Raw genomic sequence first — 25,711 nt, 5'->3', positions numbered from 1 at the left:
GCATGCTCCATCGAATCCTGCCGTGCGATGCACGGCACCGGGATATCGACCAAGCATGCCTGAACGACAATGAATCAATCACCACGTGACGCGAAGCGTGTTAGCAAGCTTGCTAATGCTTAGTGCATGTGTTCTTGAACGCCACGGCGTCCAGCGATCGCTGCAGAGTTTTTCGCGGACTGCCAGTTGCCTTCTGAATTGTTCTCCATCAGCGTTGCCAACAGATCATGTTCGACCAACTTGGAAACCAGCTGTGGAGTCGTGGCAGCGTTCAAGTGTTTCATGATCGAAGCCCGACGACGCTCGATTGTCCGGTCGGAAACCTTCAACTCACGAGCAATGTCACGATTCATCATGCCTTGCAGCAGACGCTCAGCGACATCGCGTTCCTGAAGCGTCAACTTACGAGTTTCCACTTCCAAGGACTGCAAGCGTGACATCAACTCACGATGCACTTTCACGCTATCGGTCACATCGCGAGCGATGTGGTGACGGCGAACTTCCGGACCACCAGGCGTTTCGGAAACCGCAACGGTGTTGATTGACAAAATACGACGTTCGCCGTAGATGTTTCGAACACTACGCAACGCGTGCAAGCTTCCGCCGCCGGAGAGATCCGTTTGCTCACATTCGTGAATGTCTTCATTCAGTGGATCACCTTCAACCAAGTAGGTTCGGTAATTTGACCCAGTCACTGAATCGGGGCCGTAGCCGAGTACCGATCTCACCGAAGGGCTCACATAGGTCACCTCACCCGATGTGCGAGTGGCATAAAAAAAGTAAGGTGCAACAAAGTCTGCCGCACGTGGCAGGTCGTAAGCGGTATGCTGAGTTAACATGATGTTCTTTGCCTCCATCAAGTGTATTGCCTGAATTCCGACAAAGGCAGATCAGTGCGTGGAATGCGTTCTGGTCGCCGACTGTCGTGTCCAACACCTGTGTTGGTGTTGTCGTGTGTCACAGAGTCACGCGTCGCTAATGACGGCACTCCGCATCAATTGCCAGGAATTTGTCAGGATTTTGCCAACCCGTTGTCGGGATCAAATCAATACGATGAAGTATGAAATTGCTGAGTTGCTTGACCATCCGCCACAGAACACACCCACTCTCGTGGCGGAAATGAACCACCACCGCAGGCATGAAATAGCCAACTTGAAATCGAAGCCCGCGAGTCTAGTTCATGGACGTTCTACCGCCATTCCCTCTGTTGGCCCACTTGCGACCATCTATTTGCTACTGGCCCTTTGTGCCGGTAAACACACCTTTGCGCAACAACCTGAAACACATTCATCGCAGCCGGCCATCAACAGACAACTGCGTCTGCCTGACCAACCGTTTGACTACGGCAAGGTTGATGCACCTGCTAGCTTGAGAAAACAGTTGCAGCCACTAGACAATACGCCCGCTGACAACCCAATCACTCATCAGGGGGCCACGCTCGGCCGAGTGTTGTTCTATGACACCAAGCTCTCGGCTAACGGGACCACATCATGCGCTAGCTGTCATCTGCAAGCGGCTGGCTTCGCCGAGCCCAAACCGACCAGCGTCGGCTTTGAAGGCAAACCGGTGGCACGCAATTCCATGGCACTGATTAACTTAAGATTCTTTGCCAGTGGCAAAATGTTTTGGGACCAACGCGCAGGCAGCTTGGAAAAGCAAGTTTTGATGCCGATCGAAGATCCAATTGAAATGGGACACCATTTACCAACCTTGATCAGGCAACTTGCTCAAGACCCGCTTTATCCACCACTGTTCCAAAACGCTTTTGGAGACAAACAGATTACATCGGACCGAATTGCCAAAGCACTCGCTCAATTTGTGCGATCGATGACTTCCTTCGGATCTCGCTACGACCACGGACTGGAGCAAACGGGCGACCCTCGCAAGCCGTTTCCAAACTTCACCGATCAAGAAAACCTGGGGAAAGAACAATTCTTTGGACGAGCCCTTTGTGCACACTGCCATTTGCCGAAACACGATGACCCACAGTCGCCTCAGTGGCTGATCTTTCAACTGCAGACCGCCAGCAACAACGGGATCGACTCTAGCGATGCGCCAAATACCGACCCGGGGGTCGCGACAACAACCGGGAAACCGACCGACCAAGGAAAATTCAAAGCCTCGAGCCTGCGCAACCTCAAGCAGACGGCACCCTACATGCACGATGGCCGTTTCCACACGATCGACCAAGTGATTGAACACTACAACTGGTCGGTGCGTCCGCACCCAAACCTTGATCCATTGCTGGAAGACTTTGCCGCCAACGGGCTGGCGCTTCCTGAGGTACCCAAAGTTGCTTTGGCCGCGTTCCTGGAGACCTTATCCGACGAGGAGTTTTTGGCAGACCCTCGGTTCAGCGACCCCTTTGTTCGATCGCCCAACGAGTAGCATGATTAGACGAGTCGCATTCCCCAGGACGCACCCTCTTGGTGCGCTACATCAACAGGCCAACGGCGTTGCGATCAAACTGTCGCCGAGCGAACTCTAAAGCGCGCCGAAGACTTCGCTAGCCTGCTTCAGTCCCGTTTCGACGTCATCCAGCGGCCAGTATTCCAGGCCAACATACTTGTCGTAACCAGTCGCAGCGATGGCAGCCAGGATCTGCGAGAAATTCAGTTCGCCGCGAGTCAACTCATTCCGCCCGGGGTTCCCCGCGGCGTGGAAGTGCGCGATCTTGCCAATGTTCTCTGTGGCGTTGCGAATCACGTTCCCTTCGCTGATTTGCTGATGGTAAATGTCAAACACGACCTTCACGCAATCACTGCCAACTTCATCAACAATTTCGAACGCTTCATCACTGCGCACAAGATAGTAACCCACGTGATCGACCAGCTCATTGAGCGGCTCGAACACCAAGGTCACGCCAGCGGCTTCCAGCAACGGAGCTGCCTGACGTAACCCTTCAACCAATGACTCATGCTGTTGCTCGCGGGGCACATCAGGCAAGAAATCACCGACTTGCGAGATCAGGGTTGGGCAATTCAAGCTCTTGGCAGCCTGGATGGATTCAGCCAGTCCCTCCAGGTATTCAGAACGCTTGGCAGCGTCGACCAATGAAATGAACTTGGTGCAGCAACTGGCGATCTGCATCTGACATTCAACGGCCACATCTTTGATGGCAGGCAAGTCCTTGTCCCACCAGCCCCAGAATTCAAAGGCGTCAATGCCACAAGCTTTGACACGACGGACCGCATCAACGGTCGCAACACCTTCAAACACCGCATCAACACAAACACTCGCGTGCATCGCCACACCATTGGCAAGAGTTCAATTCATTCAAACCAGAAAAGGCAACATCAGGGATCGCTTCGTTTAGATCACCGACGCCACAGCATCGCAGAAGACATCCATTTTGCTTTCAATCATCCCAGCAACGTTAATCCGCCCGCTGCCGACAATGTAAATTCCATGCTTGCTCTTCAGCTCATCGACTTGCATCGGATTCAAACCACTGAACGAAAACATGCCTTTTTGCTTGAGCAGGAACCCAAAGTCATGACCGCGCTGCTGCATTGCAGACACGAACTGCTGGCGCAACTGAGTGATTCGCACCCGCATGGCTTCTAGTTCTTGTCGCCATTGAGCCGTCAACTCTGGATCGGACAAGACCGTTGCGACAATGGCAGCTCCGTGTCGTGGTGGATTGCTGTAATTGCAGCGAATCACTCGCTTCAACTGGCTAAGCGAGGCATCGCGAGCGGCCTGATCTGCGGCGACCAATGACACCGCACCGACCCGTTCGCTGTACAAGCCAAAATTCTTTGAAAACGACGTGCAAACCATGGCTTCATCCACGGCATTCAAAATCGTTCGCAAGCCAGCAGCATCCTCTTCGACTCCGTCCCCGAAACCTTGGTAGGCGAAATCGATCAATGGCAGCAACTGCTTTTCGGCAATCACGCTAGCGATCTGCTGCCAGTCTGCTGGGCTTGGATCGACGCCTGTTGGATTGTGACAACAACCATGCAATAGAACTGCGTCACCGGGCGCTGCCTGCTCACGCAAGGCCTGCAACATCCCATCAAGATCCAATGAGGTGCGATCGTCTCCCAAGTAGCGATAGGTGTCACTTGGCAATCCCGCAGCAGTAAAGATGGCAGGATGGTTGGCCCAGGTCGGCGATGGAATCCAGATGCGAGCCTTCGGCAACTGGGCGACCATGAAGTCCGCCGCGACTCGCAGCGCTCCGGTGCCTCCCGGTGATTGCAACACAGCAACTCGATTGGCATCAACGGTCTCGCCAAACACCAATTCGCGAACTTGGTCACGATAATCGGGCATCCCATCGATGGATAAATAGCCCTTGGTGGTCTCTGTCTCCAGAATCACCTTCTCGGCAGCTTTCACGACATCCAGGATCGGAGTCTGCCCCGTTTCGTCTTTATACACCCCCACCGATAGATTCATCTTGGCAGGATTGGTATCGGCTTTAAAAGCTTCCGTCAGCCCAAGAATTGCATCTGGTGGCGCTGTGGGAACAACTGAAAATCGATGAATCATGATGAAGCACAACTCGCCATGCGAGCTGGAAAATCAGGACCTGTTGGCGGGGAATCAGAACGAACGGATTCAATGTGAGCCCTGTGGGCAGCTGAGCGAACAGCAAGCGATCGATTCGAAGAGCCAAAATTGGCTTCAAAATCGGCTCCAGGCGCAAGGAAATCCGCCGAGAAGCGTAGTCCACAACCGGCAGCGCTGCCATCCTGGATGAAAATTCTAAGCCGATCCGGGCAATTAAACCGCTTACTTCTCGGCTGCAGAGGGATAAATGCCTACTGCCTGACTGGCAACCTTGCCTGAAACGGCCAACTGCCAACCCGAATGCGCTTGCCGGCGGCTTTGCTCGCTGTCAAATCCCAAACTATAGGGACGAAAGATCAGCACCGGGTCAGACACCAAAAGCTTGAACCCATGTTCGCGCGGATCGAGTCCAGACCGGTGCATGGCCAACGCCAGAGCGACATCACGAATCTGCGTCCGCCGTGGAGCCTCTGGCCGCAGTGAAGAACGCCAAGCATGGCTCACGCGCGAATCACTCAAGAATCGCCCCAGCCACCGGTCCACCTGCTGATCGTCGCCATCAACAGCCGAAGCGATCAACAGAGCATTGACAATCCGAGCGGGGGACTGTGTGGGATCATTTAGCACTGACAGACAATCACGCTGGACCAAGTCATGACAACCGAACCGAGAAGCAATCACCAAGCGCTCGCGCAAGTCCACTCCAGCGTCGATCAGGAAAGCTTGCACCAGATCCGTGATCACAGGCTCCATCAATCCGGACTCGACATTCGGCCCCGAACCATTGCAGTGCAAAATCGCGGTCATTTTGGACGCCACCTGCCGCCCCCGATCCGCACCCACGGAAACTCGCCGCTCGATTCGAATCTGACGATTGAGCTGAGCCTGGACGAACAAATGGCCCGCCCAGCCGACTGTATCGTCGCGTCTTAACCGGTCAACGTCTTCCATCGAATCGAGTAACTCCAGATCAATTCCCTGAATGATCTGTGGATAACGTTTGATGACTTGAGCATACAACTGGCGAGTGCGAAAGCGATCACCAACGGCCTGAGCAAACTCCGGCCAGGGCCCCAACAGCGTTTCCTTAAACGGACGCTGGGTTTTGAACGCTTGCAAGTTGATGTCCAACCACTCTTGCTGCAGTTCTTTCAACAGCCAATCCACCGAGCGACTTCGCTCCAAATCGCTGACCGTCTGCGTGGAGTCCGCTTCGTATCCTTCCAACGTGCCACGCACACGCTGCAGACTTTCGAAGTCGCGCATTGCTTCAACGAACAAGCATCGATAGGCATTTTTACGACGCACATAAGATTCGCTACCGAGCTGATCGATCCACTGCACCAACTGCAGTTCGTCAGCCTTGCCGGTCGCATGTGTGGCCTCAGCAAAGTTTACCGTCTGCGCATGCAGATTTTCTGCACCTCCATGAATCATGAGAGTCATCATGCAGACGAAAAAAAATCGATATCGGTCAATAAGTGGCCGGCCGTCGGAATAGACCCCGGGCCGTCGATGAGTGTGGGGCATCATCACAATTCAACAAAGTGGTAAGTCTTGAAGCATTTCAATCTAGCTTTCCTTGAGCAACGGTGAGGGTCTAGGTATCCTGCGATGACCGTGTTAACCCAGGTGAGGCCAATCTAGCCCTCACCACCTTGCGCAATCGCTACAAGCTAACCAGATAGAGGGCTCACCCTCACATTGGAACGCTTCCTCAGCCGCCTTGCCGAGGCGAATCAACCCTTTCTTGGGCTCCATTTCGATGCACATCATCTGCTTTGAAGACGATTTGGTCAATCTGATTTTTCCGATTACGTTGGCACGACCAGCCTATGCCATCACCTGCGCAAGCCGACAGTTAGTTGACTGGCTCAAGCTGCTTGACGGATCGCTAAGCGTCTCCATCCGCAGCTACCTGGCAGAGATTCAGCGTTTGGATCATGACCTAACCGCCGCGAACATCGATGATGTCACCGGCAGCGATGTGCTGCTTGTCAACGCGCGACTCGTCCCCAGCATCTCGGCCTTTGAATCTCTGAAGACGCTGATTCAAAGCAACCGAGCGCAGGTGATCCGCTGTGAAACAAGTGGCGCCATTCTGGCCGCCAGACTGACTCCGCAACTGACTCAAGCGATTTCGCTGCCAAAAGAAGCCCAGTCTTCCGAGCCCGTGCAACAGGCAACCTCATCGCCCTTTGCGCCTACGGTAAGACAGCCCACAACAAAGCCGACCCAAATCGCGACAAACTTGACGACGCCCAACGATGGCGGACTAGCGCGGCAATTGATCGCAATTGCAGAAACCATTGGATCTGCGGAAGATTTGCCATCGCTCCCCGCTTTCAACTGGCCACACGAAGTGATCTTGCATCACATGCAACTGATGCCGGAGATGATGCAGTGGCGACTCACCCAAGGTGGATACAAAGAGATCCAAGACGGTCTGTTCGTTGGTGAAGACGTCACGATTGGCCAGTATGCAGTCGTCGAATGTGATGACGGCCCAATCTTACTGGATCAAGGCGTTAACGTTGGCCCCTTCTGCTTCCTCTCCGGCCCCGTTTATGCCGGACCGAAAACACGCGTCATTGAACATGCCGCGTTAAAGGATGGCGTTGCTTTGGGACACACCGTCAAAATCGGTGGCGAAGTCGAAGCATCGGTCATTGAACCCTACACCAACAAGCAGCACCACGGCTTCCTAGGACACAGTTACCTCGGTAGCTGGATCAACCTGGGCGCCGGCACTTGCAATAGCGACTTAAAAAACACCTATGGCAAAGTGAACATTCAGTACAACGATCGCAAAATAGCCTCAGGCATGCAGTTTTTAGGCTGCATCATGGGCGACTACAGCAAGACAGCAATCAACACCAGCATCTTCACGGGCAAGGTCATTGGTGCATGCAGCATGCTGTACGGTTTTGCCACCGCCAACGTCCCCAGCTTTGTCAATGATGCCCGATTGTTTGGCCAGCGAGCATCCTTGCCAGCCGAAGTCATGGTCAATACGCAACAACGGATGTTCGCTCGGCGGAAAGTTCCACAACGCCCCTGTGACATTCAATTGATCCAAGACATGTATCAACTGACGATCAGCGAACGAGAAATCGCCTCGGAGAACAACTACTGATCGGCCACTCAAACTGGCGCCGAATCCGAATCGCATTCCCGCAGTGAGTGGCAGCGCAGGAAACGCATCTGGCATGCCTCCGCCGCAAACCAACCGGGGCGACCTCATCTTGAAAACGCTGGACGCTTGCGTAGGCGATCCTCTGATTTGGCTGGAAACTTGCTCTACGAGCGATCGTTTGCAGACAAATCCTGGGGCCTTGTGCGTCGCTCGACAGAGCACTGCGTCACTCGACAGCGCACTGTGCCTGTCGATAACGCACTGTGGTCTCTGCCCGTTGTCCAGTGACTTCAAACCACACTGCCTCAGACGTCACTCCCCCAAACAACATCGTGAGCTCATGGCCGACCTGACGAACCCTCGCGTGATTTGGTTCAAGGGAATTCTGTTCGTCTGTGTAGGACAGCTTTCGTCAGCGTTGCTGCTGATTCAGTCTGCCAACCTGCGTTCTGCGCTGCTTCTGGCCATCACCATCTGGGCGTTCTGCCGCGCGTACTACTTTGCTTTTTATGTCATCGAACATTACGTCGACCCGAGTTTCCGCTTCGCGGGCTTGATTGACTTTGCAAAATACGCCATCTACGGCCCGCAAAGAAAGGGCGATCAGCCGAACGAAGAGTGACGCCGACCGGGAAAGTGCCGGCTTTGACTCCGTGAACTTGCCTCACAGTGCCCGCGGAACGCGATGCTGCTGGCACCGCGTCCCAAAACTGATCAAGCGACTACTTACTCTGCTCTGGAACGCGGAAGACACCGCCTCCCATGCCGCCCATACCACCACCCATGCCGCCTTTCATTTGCAGAAACTGCAAGTCATCAGTCATCTGGTTCGCACTCGCTGACGCGTCCAAAACCTTTCCCGCTGGCAACTCGATCGTGTATCCAAACTCACGTTCAACGATGTCGTCATCAACAGATTTGGCTGGCAGCTCAAAGTCCCAACGCAGAATCCCATCGGGGCGACGCAATTCCAGATACCTGGCATCATCAGAGATTTCGCCTAGCGTACTCGCATCCGCCATGATGTTGAATGCGTTGTCGCTGGACGAGACTGGCAAACGATCGTACAGACGTACATCGGCGACGGAGTCCAAGTGATTGGCCAGCGTGATGCGATACTTCAATGTTGACAAGCGATTGGCACCCTTGGTTTTATCTTCGCGACCGATCAACTGTCGACGAGCGCGAATGTCCTGATCAATGCCCAAGCCAATGCGAATCTTTCCGGATGAAGCGGTGGGCGGAATGGTGCTGCGTCCCACAAACCGTCCGTCCAAGTAACTTTGGCAACCGCCGCCGACTAATCCGCGAGCCGTTGGGTTGTCAATCAAAGATTCACGGTACCCAAACTGGCTCAGTAGCGGCGTCACAACATGATGTGTCTTCGCCTCGGTGGCAACATTCAACAGCGTCACGGCCAACGAGTTGTCTTGGCTTGGTACTGAAATCAGTTGATCCACAGAATAGAATTCGTCACCAATGTTCTTGACGGCGTCATCGGCCAGCGTTGCGGGGGGAATCCGTTTCAGATTCACGTCGGTGATTTGGCTTTCCGCGGCGCTGGCATTGACTTGCAGATTATTTTGCATGATCGGTTGATCCTGCCAGCCACCGAAACCAAATTGATTCGCCGTGGGTTGGCCACCACCATTCATCCCCGGAACACTGACGCGTAACGGAACCAAGGTTGGGCTATCAGCCTGCAAAGAGGGCGAACCCGTGCTAAACGTTAGTTTGACGTTGTCCCAGTCCTCTCCGGTACCCTGCAACACTTGAGCATCCAAACGCAGCTGTAGCTTGACGGAGTTGGCTTGAGCGCTCTGAGCCTCGATGATGTACTGGGGTGTCCAAGCCACACCACTGACCCAGTAAGTGACTTCCAATTGACCGCCCTGCTCCGCCTCGACAATCAAATCAACATTGAAGCTGCGTTTAGGCCGCTCAAATTCCGCCGCCGCACCGACGCCATCGGTTAGGCGACGCAGGTCCCGATCTACATCCAACTTTGCGCGGCGCGCTTGCTGAAGCTCCGTGGCCAAGGCACGCCGGCGATTCGTCAGCCCCTCCATTAATTCCAATAACGAACCGGCATTCAATTGCCCTCGATTGAGATCTCCGTCTGCCTTGCTTGCCGAGAACTGCGCGAGTCGCTCAAGCGTTTCCAAGTCCTGCTCGATCACGGCAATTTGAGCCACAGCGTCGGCAAGGCGATCCTGCAGCTTGGTCACCTCTTCGTCAAGCGCTTCTCTGTCACCATTGCTGAGCGCTGGCTGCACATACAGCGAACGCACTATCACTCCCTCAGCCGATTCCCAACGCACTGACTGCTGGTCCATCAACTCCGGCAGATCAGACAGTCGCAAACGCTGCTGCTGAGCGTTTGCGGGGACCTGCAGAGAGCGGACGACCTTGGCACGATCCTGATAAACCGTGACCCGCGTGATCGTGCTGTCGACCACATTGACTTGACCTTCCGGTGGTCCCTGAGCCGCAGCACTGGATAAACTCCAGTTCACCGGTGCACTGACCAGTAACACCAACAAACCAACCTGTCCGAATCGCATCACCACACCTCTGATTGACGAGAGCTTAACTGTATCGTTTTGCAACACCTGGCTTACATGAGTGCAGCAAACCAAGACATCGCAGTGACAAACAAGTGTTAATCAACGATGATTGCATTTGGCATGCCAATTGCTCACTCAGCTTCGTAAGTCGCTTGATGTGATGTCGATTTTTCAATCCAGGAGCCAACATGCGTTACCTTGCCTTGCTCAGCATTGCCGCCCTCGTCTCAGTTTCGACGCCCCAAATCGCACAGGCGCAACTGCTTAGCTGGACCGGTCCCCAAAGCACCGACAAACCAACTCTCGGCAAGCGGCAACGAAGGTCCGTTCAAGGCAAGTACATTTACAGCGAGACCGTGGATCCGTTGATGAGCGCCGCTCAGGAGGCTGCCATCTTCCGCGCGCTCAATCAACCCTACACCCTAGGTCGCATCACTGAGAAGCCTCTGACTGATGTCGTTGACCAATTGAACGAGTTCCTGCCAATCGGAATCAATCATCGCGCCCTGGAAGACGAGGCACTCGATGCGAAGACGCCCGTCACGTACATACCGCCCGCTTGGTACTCCCGGCCACAACGCCGCCAGCCTGCGCTACCCGTCACAAGCGAAATAGACAACCGACTGCCAACAAGAAAATGGTGGCAGGAGGGCACGATCGCGACGCAACCGACTTCACGCCAACTGATTGATGGACAGCCTGCCGATAGCCTCAGCGTGCTCGTCGCTGTATCTGCCATCCTTGACGACCTGCAACTGACGTATTGCGTTCGCGCTGGCCAACTAACAATCACCACGGCATCGGAAGCCGAGGAAACGCTGGTCAAACGACTCTACAATGTCACCCCACTTGCTCCAGATCTGAACGCCGAAGGTGCAGCGAGCAACCCTGTGCTTGGCAACGCCTTGGGAGGCGGAATGGGATTCGGAGGTGGAGGATTTGTCAGTGGAGGATTCGGCGGAATCTATACTCCTAGGCAAACCTATGGATACCACGGGATCGTCGACCCAAGTGGAATGATGGAGCAGATTGAAAGACACATCGACTTGGATTGCTGGGAAAACATGGGTGGCGCCAGCACCATGTCCCATCAAACAATTGGCGATCAAATTTGGCTGGTGATCAGTGCCACCACCACCACGCATCTCAAAATCGAAGCCTTCCTTCATCAGCTAAATCTCTGAACCATCGAAGCACCTGGTCTCGTAGGTTTGCAGGGTACGTGGTTTCTGGGGATTTGGTGCGTGCAAGCACGGCAACCTACGGGGGGGTGTGGTTTCTGGGGGAACCGTTGGCGGCCAACCACCCAGTCGCACCCCAAGTCGCCGGGAACACTTGCCTGTTTTCAATAGTTCGTCAGAATAGTTTCCTCACACGAATCGCCCGACGGGCGAGTTTTTCGACTCTGAACACCACTCCTGCAACTGAGATCCCATCCATGTCCCTGACAATCATGCGGCGAATTCGTTTCTGCGCTGGACACCGGCTGATGCACCACGGCGGCATGTGCGAGAACTTCCACGGCCATAACTACGTGGCGGACTTCTACGTTGAAGGCGACAAGCAAGATGAAATCGGCCGAGTGATCGACTTCTCAGTGCTAAAAAAGCTGATGAAAACCTGGCTGGACGACAACTGGGATCACGGCTTCCTGATTCACCAAGACGACGACAACGCGCGTCAAGGACTGAAGATCATCAAACCCTGCCGTTACTTTGAAATGCCATACAACCCGACGGCGGAAAACATGGCACTTTACCTGCTCAAAGAGGTCTGCCCGGGACTTTTGGCGGGAACCGGCGCACGGGCCACGGGCGTAAGAATCTGGGAAACAGATGACTCCTTTGCCGAAGCCAAAATCGACGGCGAAAGCGGCGAAACCGTGGTCATGGCAGCGATGGCCGACGAGATCTAGTCAGGTAGGCGGCCTGCTTGCATGCACCAATGCCTTAAAAACAATGCGATTGCTGGCAATTTGTGCGTGCAATCGCATCCTAGACATCTGCTCGACCGCTTACTGGCTTAGCGCTGACAAGCCTGCGATGGCGATGGCGATCAAAGCGATCACGGCCACTGCAATTCCCAAGCGAGAGTTGCTGACGTCGCGCGTCACCGGTTCTAAGCGACGGCGAATCCGCTCGACAAGCTCTTGGCGACCGGCTGGAAAACAGAATTCATCTTCGACTTCACAGACACTCGAAGGATACTGCTTGGTGTACTCGTCTGACAGCTCGAGCATCACCCCCTGGACCTTCCGAGCGTTAAAGGGACGATCCTCTTGCTCCTTTTCCAGCAAGTGAAAGATCACCTCTTCTAAAGCTTCGGGGCAATCTGCAAAATCCCGAATCGAAGGCGGCTTCTGCTTAAGATGCTGATCGAACAGCTGAGCATAATTCTCCCCCAAGAAGACCTTGCGTCCCGAGAGCATCTCAAAGACACAGCATCCCAAAGCGTACAAGTCTGCCTTGCCAGAGACAGATGGGTCGCCCGTGATTTGCTCCGGCGCCATGTAAGCGTGGGTTCCCACCGTGATCCCATCGCTGGTCAGATCACTAGCCGTCAGGTCGCGAGCGATGCCAAAGTCGCCCAGCTTGATCTCCCCGTCACGGGTGAGAAACAGATTGCTGGGCTTGAGATCACGATGCACGATGCCAATGTTGTGAGCACACTGCAATGCACTACAGAGTTGCCGAGTGATCTCAACAACAGCGGTCCACGGCAAGGGGCCACCGAACTCAAGCAGATCAGCCACGGTGCCGCCATCAACCACTTCCATGGCATAGAACAGCGATTGATCATCATCGTCGCGACCGCCGCCAGAGTAGGCAACGATATTGGGATGACGGAGACGTTCCAGAATGGTCATCTCACGTTTAAACCGCGCCCGTATCAACGGGCTTTGACTAACCCGCGGGTGCAATTTTTTAAGCGCGACGGAACGTCCCGATTCCTTTTCAACCGCCAAGTAGATGGTGCCGACAGTGCCAACACCCAGGACGTCGCCCAGCTCATAATCGTCGAGCCGGTTAGAAGGCATTAGACGCCTGCGATCTCGGTGATTTTAACACGAGTGTATTTTTGGCGGTGACCGATACGACTCTTGCTGTGCTTACGGCGACGGAACTTTTGCACGTAAATCTTCTTGCCTTGCTTTTCGCCGATAACGGATGCGGTCACGGTTGCACCGTCGACAGTTGGCGAGCCGAGCTTCAAGCCCTCATCGCCACCGACTGCCAAAACCTTTTCAAAGGTCAGGCTGGAACCGTCTTCCACTTCACGAAAATCCAGGTCGACTTCCATTCCTGGTTCGACTTTGTACTGGCGACCACCGTCAACGATAATGGCGTACATGGCTAACTTCTTACTTACGTTTAATACTTGTTATTGAATTCAATCGTGCGAATCACTGGCCACAACCAGGCGACTGAACGCGCGTCCGTGTCGTCAAATCTAGCCTAGCCAGCATTCACTGGCTGCCTCGCCTTGTCCATGCATTGAAAAATGCACGTGCGTCAAGCTTGGCTAGCGAATGTGCGGTGATTGAGACCAAAGCCGCCGAAATTCAGGCGTTTGCAGCCAAAACATGCGACAGATCGCAGATTTGGCCGAGGGCAGGTCCCAGTCGAGCCCCAGAGTCTAGCCGCTGAGCAGGCCATCGTACAGGGCTAAATTCGAGGACAAACGCCCCTGTTTGCCCCCCTAACTCCGATGCAAACTGCCGGATCAGCGCCACATCACCTGCCGTTGACGAGCCAACGGAGCGTCCTTTCGATCGCTCCGAAACGGGTAATTGGCCGCGTTTGCCAGCCGAACCCCTAAGCTTGGCCGCCAACAAGGCTCCGGCAGAGGCCTCTAGGTCAGCACATCATGCAGCACCCTGGCTGGTTCAACCCCCGTCAGTCGCATGTCCAAGCCCTGAAACGGATACGAAAAGCGATCGGGACGAATTCCCAATAGATGCAACATCGTGGCATGCAAATCGCGAACGTGCACGACGTCCTCAACGGCGCTGTAACCCAGTTCATCGGTTCCACCGTAGCTGATCCCCGGCTTCACTCCGCCGCCGGCCATCCACATGGAAAAGCCTTTGATGTGATGGTCGCGCCCGGCTCCGCCCTTGCCTTGGAACATCGGCGTACGGCCAAATTCACCACCCCAGATCACCAAGGTATCCTCCAGCATTCCCCGCTGCTTCAAATCCTGAATCAAGGCATACGTCGGCCGGTCGGTCAGCCCACTGCAGATGTCCATGTATTTGACCAAACCACCATGGTGATCCCAGCCACGATGGTACAACTGAATGAACCGCACGCCACGTTCCGCCAATCGTCGCGCCAGCAAACAGTTGCTGGCATACGACCCGTCCCCTGGTTTGGCTCCATACATGTCCAGCACACTCTGTGGCTCGTCTGACATGTCCATCAGATCCGGAACGCTTTGCTGCATCTTGAATGCGATTTCATAGGCGGACAGCCGGGCAGCAATTTCAGGGTCAGGAAATTGTTGCAGCCGCGATTGATTGATCGCAGCAATCGAATCAATCAGCCCACGCTGACCGGCCACGTCAACTCCCGGCGGCGGCGCCACATAATGAACCGGCTGACCAGAACCACTGAATTCAACGCCCTGATACTGACTTGGTAAGAACCCCGACGACCATTGCCGCGAGGCGATTGGCTGTGGATTGCGACCACCCACGCTGGTCATCACCACAAAGCCTGGCAGTTCATCACTTTGACTGCCCAGCCCATAAGTCACCCATGATCCCATGGATGGTCGCCCACTGATGGCGGTCCCGGTATTCATGAACGTGTGCGCAGGATCATGATTAATTTGTTCGGTGACCATCGACTTCATGATGCAAATGTCGTCGGCCATTTTTTGGTGCCAGGGCAGGAAATCACTAATGGTTTGACCGCTCTGCCCACACTTCTGAAACTTCGTCAAATGCCCCTGAACCTTCAAGGCTTGACCGGCCAACTGAGCGATCGGCTGCCCTTGGGTAAACGAGGATGGCATCGGCTGACCATCGAGCCGATTCAGTTCTTCTTTGTAATCAAATGTCTCCAAGTGCGACGGCCCACCGGCCATACACAAAAAGATCACTCGCTTCACCTTGGCCGGAAGATCGGGCAAGCCGTCTCGCCCCGGAGGCAAACCAATGGGCGTCGCAGCATCGGCAGCTAACCCATCTCGCGCGAGCAAACTGCTTAGCGAGGCAGCGCCCAGGCTAAGCCCAGCTTGACCTAGAAAAGCCCGTCGGTTTTGATCACTCATCATAGCGGCTCAATAAAGGGACAATAGTGAAGTCATCTGAAAATAGATTGACGCGTGGCAACAGAAACGTTCGAACAAGGATACTGGGGCTAAACTTTCGACGCGTCGCGGAAATTGACTCCCCTGCAACGCTGCCTTTCGCGGCCTGCTATGGACGATACAACGTTTCGTGCAGGTTCAAGACCACACGGCAAACGGAGCTAAATGCGGCACGCTGGGCCGGCGTCGATTCCGCTGGCCAAGGCAGCGACAAGGATTCGCTGAGCTTCAAGTTTTCTAATGCCGCGGCGGGATTGCCTTGGTAACGCGTCCGCTCTGCCAGCCAGTACTTGGCCAATGCTTGCTGCTCAATCTCGTTGGCATCCCGAGCCAAGGCGGCTCGAAAAAGCTGATCAATCGCTGCAGCGTTTCCTTCAGGCTGGATTGGCGCATCCTGCATCACATGAGCGGCCAACGATTGTGCGGCGACGACAAAGGTCGGATCGTTTAGCAGCGCCAAAGCCTCCAGCGGCGTGTTGCTACGAGCTCGCTGAGCCGTGCATTCCTCGCGTGATGGCGCATCCAAGGCCTTCATGGTGGGATGCAGAAACTGCCGCTGCCAGTGAGTGTAAACGCCGCGCCGCCACAGCATCGCGCCGCCATCCGGCTTGTAACGCCGAGTCGGAAAGTTGAGGTGCCGGTAATAACCGGCTGGCTGAAAGGGCTTGACGCTTGTTCCACCGATCGTTCGGTCCAGCATCCCTGAGACAGACAGCACCAGATCGCGCACCGTTTCGGCGGGCAAGCGATGGCCACTCTGCGATGCAATGTGATCGTTATATGGATCAAGCTTTTGCAAGTCCGCATCCATCACCACCCGCTGACGATACGTTTCACTGGTGACAATTTCTCGAACCACGACCTTGATGTCCCAGTTGGATTCAATCAAGCGGTTGGCAAGGTAGTCTAAGAGTTCAGGGTTACTCGGCGGCACACCCTGGCCGCCAAAATCACCGAGCGAGGGACTTAGCCCGCGACCGGTGTATTGATACCACAAACGATTTGCAAACACGCGCGCCGTCAAGCCACCGATACCGTTCTGGGTATCGAACAACCAATTGGCAAGGTGCAAGCGATTCGGTCGCTGGTCGGCTGACAATCCAGCCGACTTTCGAATGTCGCCCATGAACGTTGGAATCGCAGGCTGCAAGACGTCACCGCTATCATCAAGCCAATCTCCGCGTGGCAGGAGACGAATCTCACGCGGGGTGACCGCCTTAGTAATCATGGTTCGCACGGTCCGCTTTGCGACCTGCTCACGCTCCGCTTTTAAAGCGGACAGCAATGGCGAATCCGCATCCAGCGAAGCCATCCGGCGATCAAGCTCTGCTAAGCGATAGCGATCGGTGCGATCAAGCACGTTGATCTCAGGGTCACGACGCGTCGGCAGTGAGTTGGTTCCGTTTTTGAAGTGCGCCTGTTCATCCACATCCGCAAAGAACGAGGCCAGTGCATAGAAGTCCTGCGCCGTATAGGGATCGTACTTGTGATCATGGCATTGAGCACAACCAACGGTTGCCGCCATCCAGACCGCCGAAAAGTTCCGCACTCGATCCGCTGAATAGATGGCCAAGTACTCCTTCGGCTGCACGCCACCTTCGTGCGATGTCTGCAGCAAGCGGTTGTAAGCTGTTGCGATCTGCTGTTCAACCGTTGGCGCGTCCAGCAAATCACCGGCCAGTTGCTCGCGACTGAATTGATCTAGCGGCTTGCCATCATTGAAGGCATCAATCACATAATCACGGTACGGCGCGACATTGTGTGTTTGATCTCCGTGATAGCCAACGGTGTCTGCGAATCGAACCAGGTCCAACCAGTATTCAGCGAGGCGTTCCCCGAAGGCGGGCGAAGAAAGCAACCGGTCAACTTGCAACTGATAAGCCCCTGGGGACGGGTCGCCGGCAAAGGCCTGCACCTGCTGATCGTTCGCTGGCAATCCCGTCAGATCAAGCGATAAACGTCGCAGTTGATCACGTCGAGTCGCACGCGCCGCAGGGGCGAGGCCTTCAGCTTGCAACTGGAATCGGACCAGGCGATCGATCGGACCAGCGGCTGGCTGCACTTGGTGAACATCCTGAACAGAGACGGCCGCTGGAATTGCAACTTGCCTTGGCGTCGCATAGGCCCAGTAGGGTTCGTACTTGGCACCTTCATCGATCCAGCGGCGCAGAATCGCCAACTCGCCAGGCAGAATTTCCTTCCCCGTTTCCGGCGGCGGCATCAGCAGCTCGGGGTCTGATTCCAAAATCCTGGCAATCATTTCGCTTTCCTGCGACGATCCTGCGATAAAGGCAACATCGGCCGCTGATTCAGCCAGATCTAAGCGCAGATCCGCCCCCCGATGGTTCTGGTCGGGACCATGACAGAAGAAACACTTGTCAGACAGAATGGGGCGGACATCGCGGTTAAACGACAGCGGCGTCTCCGCGACCACTGGCTGACCGAGACCGCTTAACTGAATCGCGACGAGGGAAATCATCAACGCAATCCAATTGCGGCCCGGCGTCGTCGCGGATCGGCAGATCAGCCGAGAAAACAAAGCCTGCGGCAAAGGCTGATACTGGGAATCCAAATAAGTCATTTGGGTCGATCAATGAAGGCAGGGGATGATATGAAAGTCGGCAACGTATTATAGTCGTATGAACTCGTGCTGATAACAATCAATCTGGCGGTAGAATCAGCGCCCCCTTTATTGCTAGGCAATTCGCGCTCCTACACTCGAGACCCAAAGAAAACGATGGCTGACCCCTTGACCCAGCAATCCGCATGGAAAGACTTAAACACTCATTACGACCAGATCGGTTCGCTACATCTTCGTGAGTTGTTTACCGACGACCCCAACCGCGGACAAACGTTCTCTCTGGACGCGGTTGGCGTGCACCTGGACTATTCAAAAAACCGCATCAACAGCGAAACCATGTCGCTGCTGATCGCTCTGGCCAACCAGGCTGATCTGCCCGCTCGCATTGAAGCCATGATGAGCGGCGAAAAGATCAATGTGACCGAGAACCGTGCGGTGCTGCACACCGCGCTGCGTGCTCCCAAGGGAGCCGACATTCGAGTCGACGGCGAAAACGTGGTTCCCGGTGTTCATGACGTGCTCGAGCGAATGGGTCACTTCTGCAATGCGATCACCAGCGGCCAGTGGACTGGCGCAACAGGCAAACCCATCCGCAACGTTGTCAACATAGGCATCGGTGGATCAGACCTGGGGCCCGTGATGGCCTATCAAGCACTGCGGCACTACAGCAACCGCAGCCTGACCATGCGTTTTGTCAGCAACGTCGACGGGACGGATTTTGCCGAAGCCACGCTCGGACTTGATCCCGCCGAAACGTTGTTCATCATCGCGTCGAAGACGTTCACGACACAAGAAACGATGACCAACGCGATCACCGCTCGTGATTGGCTGTTGTCGGGGCTTAATGCCGACCAATCCGCGGTCGCAAAGCACTTCGTCGCGCTTTCGACCAACGCTGAACAAGTGACCGCGTTCGGAATCGACACCGATAACATGTTTGGTTTTTGGGACTGGGTCGGCGGTCGCTACTCCATGGACGCGGCGATCGGCCTGTCCACGATGCTAGCCATCGGTCCAGAGAACTTTGCCGAAATGCTCTCCGGGTTCCGCGAGATGGACGAACACTACCGCACCGCTCCACTGGCCCAGAATCTGCCTGTCATCATGGGCTTGCTGACCGTTTGGTACACCAACTTTTTCGGTGCTCAGACCACTGCGGTCCTTCCCTATGACCAGTACCTCCATCGCTTCCCTGCCTACCTGCAACAACTGACGATGGAGAGCAATGGCAAGTCAGTGCGTCTGGACAACCAACAAGTTGACTATGCAACTTCGCCTGTCTACTGGGGAGAACCGGGCACCAATGGCCAACACTCGTTCTACCAATTGATTCACCAGGGAACTCATTTGATCCCCTGCGACTTCATCGCCTTTGCCAAGTCACTCAACGCTATTGGCGATCATCACGACAAGCTGAACGCCAACGTGTTCGCTCAAGGTGAAGCGCTCGCGATGGGCAAAACGTTGCAAGAAGTCCTTGATGAAGGCACTCCGGAATCACTCGCGCCGCACCGCGTGTTTGCTGGCAACCGCCCCAGCAATACACTGCTGATTGAGAAGCTAACGCCAGCTGTGTTGGGCAAACTGATCGCGTTGTATGAACACAGCGTGTACACCCAAGGGGTGATCTGGCAGATCAATCCCTTCGATCAGTGGGGCGTAGAGCTAGGCAAGGTGCTAGCCAAACGCATCATCCCTGAACTGGAAAGCGACTCCGCAGACTTGCAACACGACTCTTCAACGAATCAGCTGATTGAACGATACCGCAGCATGAAGGGCTAGTCATGCAAGCAAGCTATCCGTACTACCTTGGCAATCGGCCCGTTGAAAGCTCCAGTGGACTGGACGTGATCGACAAGTTCACCGGCCAAGTCGCCACGACGGTTTCACTGGCCGACAGTCAAACCCTTGACCAAGCGATTGCGGAAGCCAAACAAGCCGAGGCCGCCATGCGTGGCCTGCCGGCCTTTGCTCGCAAGGCTGTCTTGCTGCAGTGCGTGGAAGCATTTAAAGCTCAAGCGGATCAGCTCGCACAGTCGCTGTGTGTCGAAGCGGGAAAGCCCATCAAGGATAGCCGTGGCGAAGTCGCTCGCTTGATCGACACCTTTCAGATTGCCGCCGAAGAGTCCGTGCGGATCGGGGGTGAAGTTCTGGAACTGGAGATTTCTCCGCGTGCGGCGGGATACCGCGGCATGTATCGCCGCGTGCCCATCGGTGCTTGCGGATTCATCTCCCCGTTCAACTTTCCGCTTAACCTGGCCGCTCATAAGGTGGCGGCAGCGATCGCCGCTGGCTGTCCCTTTATTTTAAAGCCCGCCAGTCGCACCCCTGTTGGCGCCTTGCAGATTGGCGAAATCCTCGCGCAGACCGATTTGCCTTCAGGGGCGTTTTCGATCTTGCCCTGCAGTCGCAGCACCGCGGATCAATTGGTGACCGACGACCGCATCAAACTGCTTAGCTTCACCGGTTCACCGAATGTTGGCTGGGACATGAAGGCTCGGTGCGGCAAAAAGGAAGTCGTGCTTGAACTCGGCGGCAATGCCGCCTGTATCGTTGACCATGATGCCAATCTTGATGATGCGACACAGCGGATCATGATCGGCGCTTTCTATCAGTCTGGACAAAGCTGCATTGGTGTTCAACGGATCCTGATCCATCGCGACATTTATCCGGCCATGAAACAGCGTCTGATTGATGCCGCCACCGCACTGCCCTGCGGCGACCCTAAACTTGAATCAACGTTCATCGGCCCGATGATCGATGTCAGCGAAGCGGAACGGGTAGAGGCTTGGATCCAACAAGCGATTGCGGTCGGTGCAAACCTACTGTGCGGCGGTACGCGTGATCACGCGATGATCCCGGCCACGTTGCTAGAGAATGTGGCTCGCGATCAACCACTCTGTGCCCAAGAAGCGTTTGGGCCGGTCGCGATCCTGCAAGCCTTTGATTCGTTTGACGAAGCGATCAACATCGCCAACGACAGTGCTTATGGGTTACAAGCAGGCGTGTTCACGCGAGATCATTACAAGGTCCAACAAGCTTGGGACGAACTGGACGTCGGCGGTGTGGTGATTGGCGACGTGCCTTCTTGGCGAGTGGACCACATGCCCTATGGCGGAGTCAAAGACAGCGGCCTAGGCCGTGAAGGAATTCGGTATGCGATCGAATCGATGACCGAAATCCGCATGTTGATCACACGGACGATCGATTCGTAAACCTGCTGCCTAAGGATTACCTTGTTGCGCTCGCCGTCGATGGATTGCCACATCGCCCCAATACTCGTCGTTCGTGCAGACTAAAATTGGGCCAGGTCCATGGAGTGCAGTCGCGGCCAGGCAACCTTAGAGTAACTCGCTAAAGTACGGGCTCATTTTCTCTGCATAGAGATCCACGTCACCTTCAGACTCCTTCCAGCAGCGAACCTTCTGTTCCTCAAACTGCAAGGCGAGTTCTCGATCCGACTGCAGTTGCTCACGGACTGCTAAGCTGCTGGAGACGAAAGGGCTGTTGGGGTACGTCAGGTAAACACGATGTGTCTCTAAGCCACGACGTGGCTTGACAAGGCAAATGGTTTCTGCGGCCCACATTGGTGGCACTTGGCGACCAAAGTTGAGCCCCTCGATCAGTAACGCGGCCTCCTGCATGGCACTGTCCGTGTCCGTTTGCCCATCGTCAACCACTGCCAAGACATCGATGACCGGACGTGCAATCAGGCCGTCGATTGCGGTGCTGCCGATGTGCTCGACCTGAGTGACCCAGCCTTGGCAACTATGCAGAAGACTGCTGCGTGTCTGCTGGAATTCTTGCCGCCAGCGCGGATCATAATGCATCAACCGAATACTCATGCGGCAATTCCAACAGAGCCTTGACTCGTTCGCCCGAGCACAGCAATCAGCGATGGCGGACTCGGGCGACCAATAAACGACAACATGAGAGTGTAGCAAGCCAACAAAAAAACGCTCCCCGTCAAATGATGGAGAGCGTTTATCGATGGTTCAGGCATGCGACGAGAATCGCCGCAGACTCTGGCGAGTTTATTCAGCTGCTGGAGCTGGTTCAGCCGCTGGAGCTGGTTCAGCCGCTGGAGCTGGTTCAACTGCTGGAACTGGTTCAGCTGCTGGAACTGGTTCAGCTGCTGGAGCTGGTTCCACTTTGGGAGCTGGTGGAGCAACCGGCGCTGGCTCAGCCTTTGGAGCTGGTGCTGCGGGCTTAGGCTCAGCCTTGGGGGCTGGCTTGGCGGGTGCAGGTTTAGCAGCGGGCTTTGGCTCAGCTTTTGGCGCTGGCTTGGCAGCTTCCTTTTGCTTTGCGGGAGCATCTTTCTTAGGCTGCTCCTTTTTCTTAGGCTGCTCCTTGGCTGGTTGCTTCTTAGGCTGATCCTTTTTGGGCTCTGGCTTTTTATTGTCAGCTGGCTTTTTCTTGTCAGCTGGCTTTTTCTTGTCAGCTGGCTTTTTGGGTTCAGCTTTGGGCTTCTTGGCGTCGGCTTTAGGCTTTGCAGGAGCCTTGGGCTTCTTGGCGTCGGCTTTAGGCTTCTTGGCGTCAGCCTTGGGCTTTGCAGGCGCTTTAGCGTCGGCTTTAGGCTTCTTCGCGTCAGCTTTTGGCTTTGCGGGAGCCTTTTTCTGAGCTGGCGTTTGCTTTGGGTCAGCCTTTGCTGGCGCGGGTTTCTTGGGGGCTGGCTTTTTGTCAGCTTTTGCTGGGGCTGGCTTTTTAGCCGGCGCTGGCGTTGCTGGCTTGAGCTCAGTCATAGGCTTCGTGTCAGCGGCTTTGGGCGCTGCTGGCATCGCTGGTTCTGCCACGGCGGGCTGATCGACAACCTGAGCCGATTGGCAGGGGTTGCAACACGAACGTCGATGTGAAAACAGGCCGCGAACACGTGCCTGCAGCGGCTGGCAGCACGCTGACCTTTGGCAACTTATTCGCTTGAACAGCTGGCATCCAGATGCAGTGGGCGCGTTTACAAAGCAAATTGCAACGGCCAAACTGGTCAGGATGACTTGAACCTTGCGATTCATGAATCAGTAACTCCTGATAGGAAGGGGTAAAAATCGACATTGGGTCGTGGTGACAACAAGCCCCTTTGAGCAACAGCGAGGTTGCCATGGCGAGCAGAATTGCGTCAATCATCAACTGGGTCATCCCCAATGCTTCGGCGGCAAATCGCCCTCACCAGGCTGTCCGAGAGAGGAAACCCTTCATCAATAACCCGCGTACTGCTAACAGGGGACGCTGGAATATGAAAGAATCCTTTAGAGGGACTGACTGGCGGGACGATCCAAGACGAGGGAATCGGCTTGGACCGCGGGAACATGCTAGTCGGGTGTCAAAAGACAACAAGCGGCAAAAGTTGCTGGTCTGGCAAAACAAAACTGATTACAACAGTTTGGCAGACAGGCGACCTGATCACCTGGAATGACCCTCCGTTTCGATCCAGGCGGCACCTGCTATTTGGGAATCCCCCTGACGCTGTTTTGCCTACGAGCTACGATGCAGGCTAGCGCTGTTGACGAACCTGCCCCCCGCACGCTGCCCCCCAGACAATCACCGCTATGATTCGCTTGGTCCAACGACTGTTTTCCTCGATGAGCCTTGAGCGGAAGAGTCTGCTATTTTTTGGATCAGCCTTCACAATTCTGATGTGCGGTGCTTTTCTCGTTGTTCAGACGCTTGGTAAGCGACTGGTTCGCCGAACGGCGCAGCAGCGGGCTCAAGACCTAGCGGATTTCGAGCTGCTGCTCTTGCATAGCGGCGTGGAGCTATCGAATTTGCAGCCAGCTGATCCACGGGCGAAGGACTTGCAACCGGCTGACAGCGCCATCGCGACGGACGCTTCTGACGACCAAGCTGACTGGGACAATACCATCGTGCCGCTAACAGACCAGTTGCGTGCTGAGGTCCAGAGTGACGACGTTCAGTTCACGCTCTTGGGCAGCGACACGAAGCTTCGTTTTGAGAATCTACCTGAGCATCCCACTGAAGATCCACAGCAGCAGCAGATCTTGCAGGACCTCGAGCCTCAGTTTCGCCAGCAGCTCACACAGCGTTTGGAAAGCTTGCTTAGCGAGGAGCCTGTTGCTGAGATTGATGCAGAAGAAAACGCGATGCCGTCGATAGGGCTGGCGAGTCTACCGGTCCATCAAGAGGTTGGTCCCGTCGATGGTCGATACAGCTACTATCGTCCAATTTTCCCGACTGCGTTATGTGTTGATTGCCATCGTCCGTATGGAGAAGAAGCGTTGGTGACACAAGCATTGGAGGGAACTGCAGCGGAGCGTGCGGAGTTAGCGCCGATGCGTGTGATGATGGTCACCATGCCGTACAAAGACACAGAAGACCAGACGACCTGGATCAGTTCCATCGTTGTTGCATTAGCGTTGTTTATTGTTGCGGCGACGCTTTACATCTTGCACGCGTTGATTCGTTACTTGGTGTTGGAGCCGCTTTACCACATTCGCGACGTCAGTGATGCCATTACGCACGGCGATGTGTCTCAGCGAGCCAGTATCGAATCAGAAGACGAATTCCGAGAGCTTGCTGACGCATTTAACCGGATGTTGCGTGGGATGCTAGACAGTCAAGAGAAAGAGCGTGTGATCAATGCAGAGCTTGATGAGCGTGCTGACCAGCTTGCCCAAATCAACCTGCAGCTTTATGAAGCAAACCGTGTCAAGAGTGACTTCATGGCGAATATGAGTCATGAGTTACGAACTCCGCTAAACAGCATCATTGGTTTTTCGGAGGTGTTGCACGGGATTGATTCACTGACGGATAAGCAACGTCGTTATGCGCAGAACATTCAGACCAGCGGCCGTCTGCTACTGGAGATGATCAATGACATCTTAGATTTGGCGAAGGTCGAAGCTGGGAAGATGGAAGTTCGTCGTAGTGAATTTGATTTACGGCGATTGATTACGGCGCAATGCGACATGATTGGTTCACTGACGGAGGAGAAAGAGATCCTTGTCACGACGGACTTTCCGGAGGACCTACAACCGGCATTCCAGGACCCCAACAAGTTGGGGCAGATTTGCAACAACCTGCTGAGCAATGCGATCAAGTTCACACCTGAGGGTGGGCGGGTGACGATTCGCGTGGCGGACCTTTCGGGTGGTCTATCGACGGGTCGGTTTCGGTTATTGGTGATAGACACTGGGGTCGGGATTGCGGACGAAGATCAAAGCATCATCTTTCAGAAGTTTCGTCAAAGTCGCAAGGTATTAGACGGCGAGGGTTTGACGCGAGAATTTGCGGGCACGGGATTGGGTTTATCGATTGTCAAGGAGCTCGCCAAGTTGCTTGGTGGAGAAGTAGGTTTTGAGAGCGAGCTTGGTCGGGGCAGCACCTTTTGGGTGGAGCTTCCGTGGCGATTAAGTGATGAAGCGTTGCAGGCGGCACAACAGCTAGCGGATCCATCCCGATTCGCGATCAAGAAAGACGCCCCCGACACGGACAGCTAACACTCAGCGGTCCCTCAACAACCCCATCCCCACGGGGACAGTCCCCGTTCCTCAATCCCCATCCCCACGGGGACAGTCCCAGTTCATCAGTTCATCAAGATCGCTTTTCTTCACTCCGGGGACAGTCCCAGGTGCGAAG

The 25,711-nt window shown here is 55.0% G+C and carries 19 protein-coding genes; 8 read left to right on the top strand and 11 right to left on the bottom strand.

Going from position 1 to position 25,711, the window contains the following annotated elements:
- Nucleotides 1-119: 119 nt before the first annotated feature.
- Nucleotides 120-839, bottom strand: coding sequence for a LuxR C-terminal-related transcriptional regulator (locus SV7mr_RS01560; RefSeq protein WP_419187962.1), 720 nt, complete (start codon nt 837-839; stop codon nt 120-122).
- Nucleotides 840-1,053: 214 nt separating this feature from the next.
- Here SV7mr_RS01560 and SV7mr_RS01555 point away from each other — a divergent pair, with 214 nt between their 5' ends.
- On the top strand, nt 1,054-2,388 hold the full coding sequence (locus SV7mr_RS01555; protein WP_419187961.1) for a cytochrome-c peroxidase: 1,335 nt from the start codon (nt 1,054-1,056) through the stop codon (nt 2,386-2,388).
- A 96-nt stretch (nt 2,389-2,484) separates the two neighbouring features.
- Here SV7mr_RS01555 and SV7mr_RS01550 read toward each other — a convergent pair whose 3' ends face one another.
- The 3 genes from SV7mr_RS01550 to SV7mr_RS01540 all read right to left on the bottom strand — a co-directional run bounded on the left by SV7mr_RS01550 (nt 2,485) and on the right by SV7mr_RS01540 (nt 5,970).
- On the bottom strand, nt 2,485-3,246 hold the full coding sequence (locus tag SV7mr_RS01550; protein WP_145268579.1) for a hydroxypyruvate isomerase family protein: 762 nt from the start codon (nt 3,244-3,246) through the stop codon (nt 2,485-2,487).
- Nucleotides 3,247-3,312: 66 nt separating this feature from the next.
- A complete protein-coding gene (locus SV7mr_RS01545; RefSeq protein ID WP_145277898.1) occupies nt 3,313-4,497 on the bottom strand; it encodes an amino acid aminotransferase in 1,185 nt (394 codons plus the stop codon).
- 246 nt (nt 4,498-4,743) lie between these two features.
- The gene (locus tag SV7mr_RS01540) at nt 4,744-5,970 is read right to left on the bottom strand and encodes a hypothetical protein (RefSeq protein ID WP_419187960.1); all 1,227 of its coding nucleotides are present in this window, start codon (nt 5,968-5,970) and stop codon (nt 4,744-4,746) included.
- 316 nt (nt 5,971-6,286) lie between these two features.
- Between SV7mr_RS01540 and SV7mr_RS01535 the strand changes: the two genes are divergently transcribed.
- Nucleotides 6,287-7,657: a putative sugar nucleotidyl transferase gene (locus tag SV7mr_RS01535; RefSeq protein WP_145268575.1), complete on the top strand. Its 1,371-nt coding sequence runs from the start codon at nt 6,287-6,289 to the stop codon at nt 7,655-7,657.
- A 340-nt stretch (nt 7,658-7,997) separates the two neighbouring features.
- Complete coding sequence (locus SV7mr_RS01530; RefSeq protein WP_145268573.1) at nt 7,998-8,279, top strand: hypothetical protein; 282 nt, start codon at nt 7,998-8,000, stop codon at nt 8,277-8,279.
- 100 nt (nt 8,280-8,379) lie between these two features.
- On the opposite strand, the gene SV7mr_RS01525 is transcribed toward SV7mr_RS01530, so the two are convergent.
- Nucleotides 8,380-10,221, bottom strand: a complete 1,842-nt coding sequence (locus SV7mr_RS01525) for a mucoidy inhibitor MuiA family protein (RefSeq protein WP_145268570.1) — start codon at nt 10,219-10,221, stop codon at nt 8,380-8,382.
- A gap of 191 nt (nt 10,222-10,412) precedes the next feature.
- On the opposite strand from SV7mr_RS01525, the gene SV7mr_RS01520 reads away from it, so the two are divergent.
- A complete protein-coding gene (locus SV7mr_RS01520) occupies nt 10,413-11,408 on the top strand; it encodes a hypothetical protein (RefSeq protein ID WP_145268568.1) in 996 nt (331 codons plus the stop codon).
- Nucleotides 11,409-11,662: 254 nt separating this feature from the next.
- Nucleotides 11,663-12,139 (top strand): 6-pyruvoyl trahydropterin synthase family protein, encoded by a 477-nt coding sequence (locus SV7mr_RS01515; RefSeq protein ID WP_145268566.1) that lies wholly within the window; start codon nt 11,663-11,665, stop codon nt 12,137-12,139.
- Nucleotides 12,140-12,238: 99 nt separating this feature from the next.
- Here the strand turns inward: SV7mr_RS01515 and SV7mr_RS01510 are convergent, their stop codons facing one another.
- The 4 genes from SV7mr_RS01510 to SV7mr_RS01495 form a co-directional block, all read right to left on the bottom strand.
- The gene (locus SV7mr_RS01510) at nt 12,239-13,261 is read right to left on the bottom strand and encodes a serine/threonine protein kinase (RefSeq protein WP_145268564.1); all 1,023 of its coding nucleotides are present in this window, start codon (nt 13,259-13,261) and stop codon (nt 12,239-12,241) included.
- Complete coding sequence (gene rplU, locus SV7mr_RS01505) at nt 13,261-13,575, bottom strand: 50S ribosomal protein L21 (RefSeq protein ID WP_145268562.1); 315 nt, start codon at nt 13,573-13,575, stop codon at nt 13,261-13,263. The genes SV7mr_RS01510 and rplU overlap by 1 nt, the downstream gene beginning before the upstream one ends.
- A 501-nt stretch (nt 13,576-14,076) precedes the next feature.
- Entirely contained in the window at nt 14,077-15,504 is a 1,428-nt protein-coding gene (locus tag SV7mr_RS01500; protein WP_419187959.1) for a DUF1501 domain-containing protein, read from the bottom strand.
- Nucleotides 15,505-15,649: 145 nt separating this feature from the next.
- Complete coding sequence (locus SV7mr_RS01495) at nt 15,650-18,121, bottom strand: PSD1 and planctomycete cytochrome C domain-containing protein (protein WP_419187958.1); 2,472 nt, start codon at nt 18,119-18,121, stop codon at nt 15,650-15,652.
- A 156-nt stretch (nt 18,122-18,277) separates the two neighbouring features.
- Here SV7mr_RS01495 and pgi point away from each other — a divergent pair, with 156 nt between their 5' ends.
- Nucleotides 18,278-19,903 carry a glucose-6-phosphate isomerase gene (gene pgi, locus SV7mr_RS01490; protein WP_145268560.1) on the top strand — a complete coding sequence of 542 codons (1,626 nt, stop codon included), beginning with the start codon at nt 18,278-18,280 and terminating at the stop codon, nt 19,901-19,903.
- Nucleotides 19,904-19,905: 2 nt separating this feature from the next.
- The gene (locus tag SV7mr_RS01485) at nt 19,906-21,336 is read left to right on the top strand and encodes an aldehyde dehydrogenase family protein (RefSeq protein ID WP_145268558.1); all 1,431 of its coding nucleotides are present in this window, start codon (nt 19,906-19,908) and stop codon (nt 21,334-21,336) included.
- 126 nt (nt 21,337-21,462) lie between these two features.
- On the opposite strand, the gene SV7mr_RS01480 is transcribed toward SV7mr_RS01485, so the two are convergent.
- Together SV7mr_RS01480 and SV7mr_RS25000 are read right to left on the bottom strand one after the other, a co-directional pair.
- The gene (locus SV7mr_RS01480; protein ID WP_145268557.1) at nt 21,463-21,966 is read right to left on the bottom strand and encodes a GrpB family protein; all 504 of its coding nucleotides are present in this window, start codon (nt 21,964-21,966) and stop codon (nt 21,463-21,465) included.
- Between the two features lie 189 nt (nt 21,967-22,155).
- On the bottom strand, nt 22,156-22,899 hold the full coding sequence (locus tag SV7mr_RS25000; RefSeq protein WP_419187957.1) for a hypothetical protein: 744 nt from the start codon (nt 22,897-22,899) through the stop codon (nt 22,156-22,158).
- Nucleotides 22,900-23,664: 765 nt separating this feature from the next.
- Here SV7mr_RS25000 and SV7mr_RS01465 point away from each other — a divergent pair.
- Nucleotides 23,665-25,572: a sensor histidine kinase gene (locus tag SV7mr_RS01465; RefSeq protein WP_145268553.1), complete on the top strand. Its 1,908-nt coding sequence runs from the start codon at nt 23,665-23,667 to the stop codon at nt 25,570-25,572.
- The last annotated feature ends 139 nt before the right edge of the window (nt 25,573-25,711 follow it).

The sequence above is a fragment of the Stieleria bergensis genome (assembly GCA_007745635.1).
GTDB lineage: Bacteria > Planctomycetota > Planctomycetia > Pirellulales > Pirellulaceae > Stieleria > Stieleria bergensis.
This window is presented reverse-complemented; position numbering and strand designations above follow the sequence as displayed.

Bases quoted from the DNA above. Each gene is read 5' to 3' on its own strand.
- SV7mr_RS01510 (WP_145268564.1), bottom strand. From the start codon at position 13,261: ATGCCTTCTAACCGGCTCGACGATTATGAGCTGGGCGACGTCCTGGGT.
- SV7mr_RS01495 (WP_419187958.1), bottom strand. From the start codon at position 18,121: ATGACTTATTTGGATTCCCAGTATCAGCCTTTGCCGCAGGCTTTGTTT.
- SV7mr_RS01555 (WP_419187961.1), top strand. From the start codon at position 1,054: ATGAAGTATGAAATTGCTGAGTTGCTTGACCATCCGCCACAGAACACA.
- SV7mr_RS01530 (WP_145268573.1), top strand. From the start codon at position 7,998: ATGGCCGACCTGACGAACCCTCGCGTGATTTGGTTCAAGGGAATTCTG.
- rplU (WP_145268562.1), bottom strand. From the start codon at position 13,575: ATGTACGCCATTATCGTTGACGGTGGTCGCCAGTACAAAGTCGAACCA.
- SV7mr_RS01550 (WP_145268579.1), bottom strand. From the start codon at position 3,246: ATGCACGCGAGTGTTTGTGTTGATGCGGTGTTTGAAGGTGTTGCGACC.
- pgi (WP_145268560.1), top strand. From the start codon at position 18,278: ATGGCTGACCCCTTGACCCAGCAATCCGCATGGAAAGACTTAAACACT.
- SV7mr_RS01540 (WP_419187960.1), bottom strand. From the start codon at position 5,970: ATGATGACTCTCATGATTCATGGAGGTGCAGAAAATCTGCATGCGCAG.
- SV7mr_RS01525 (WP_145268570.1), bottom strand. From the start codon at position 10,221: ATGCGATTCGGACAGGTTGGTTTGTTGGTGTTACTGGTCAGTGCACCG.
- SV7mr_RS01500 (WP_419187959.1), bottom strand. From the start codon at position 15,504: ATGATGAGTGATCAAAACCGACGGGCTTTTCTAGGTCAAGCTGGGCTT.
- SV7mr_RS01535 (WP_145268575.1), top strand. From the start codon at position 6,287: ATGCACATCATCTGCTTTGAAGACGATTTGGTCAATCTGATTTTTCCG.
- SV7mr_RS01560 (WP_419187962.1), bottom strand. From the start codon at position 839: ATGTTAACTCAGCATACCGCTTACGACCTGCCACGTGCGGCAGACTTT.
- SV7mr_RS01515 (WP_145268566.1), top strand. From the start codon at position 11,663: ATGTCCCTGACAATCATGCGGCGAATTCGTTTCTGCGCTGGACACCGG.
- SV7mr_RS01520 (WP_145268568.1), top strand. From the start codon at position 10,413: ATGCGTTACCTTGCCTTGCTCAGCATTGCCGCCCTCGTCTCAGTTTCG.
- SV7mr_RS01465 (WP_145268553.1), top strand. From the start codon at position 23,665: ATGATTCGCTTGGTCCAACGACTGTTTTCCTCGATGAGCCTTGAGCGG.
- SV7mr_RS01485 (WP_145268558.1), top strand. From the start codon at position 19,906: ATGCAAGCAAGCTATCCGTACTACCTTGGCAATCGGCCCGTTGAAAGC.
- SV7mr_RS01480 (WP_145268557.1), bottom strand. From the start codon at position 21,966: ATGAGTATTCGGTTGATGCATTATGATCCGCGCTGGCGGCAAGAATTC.
- SV7mr_RS25000 (WP_419187957.1), bottom strand. From the start codon at position 22,899: ATGCCAGCAGCGCCCAAAGCCGCTGACACGAAGCCTATGACTGAGCTC.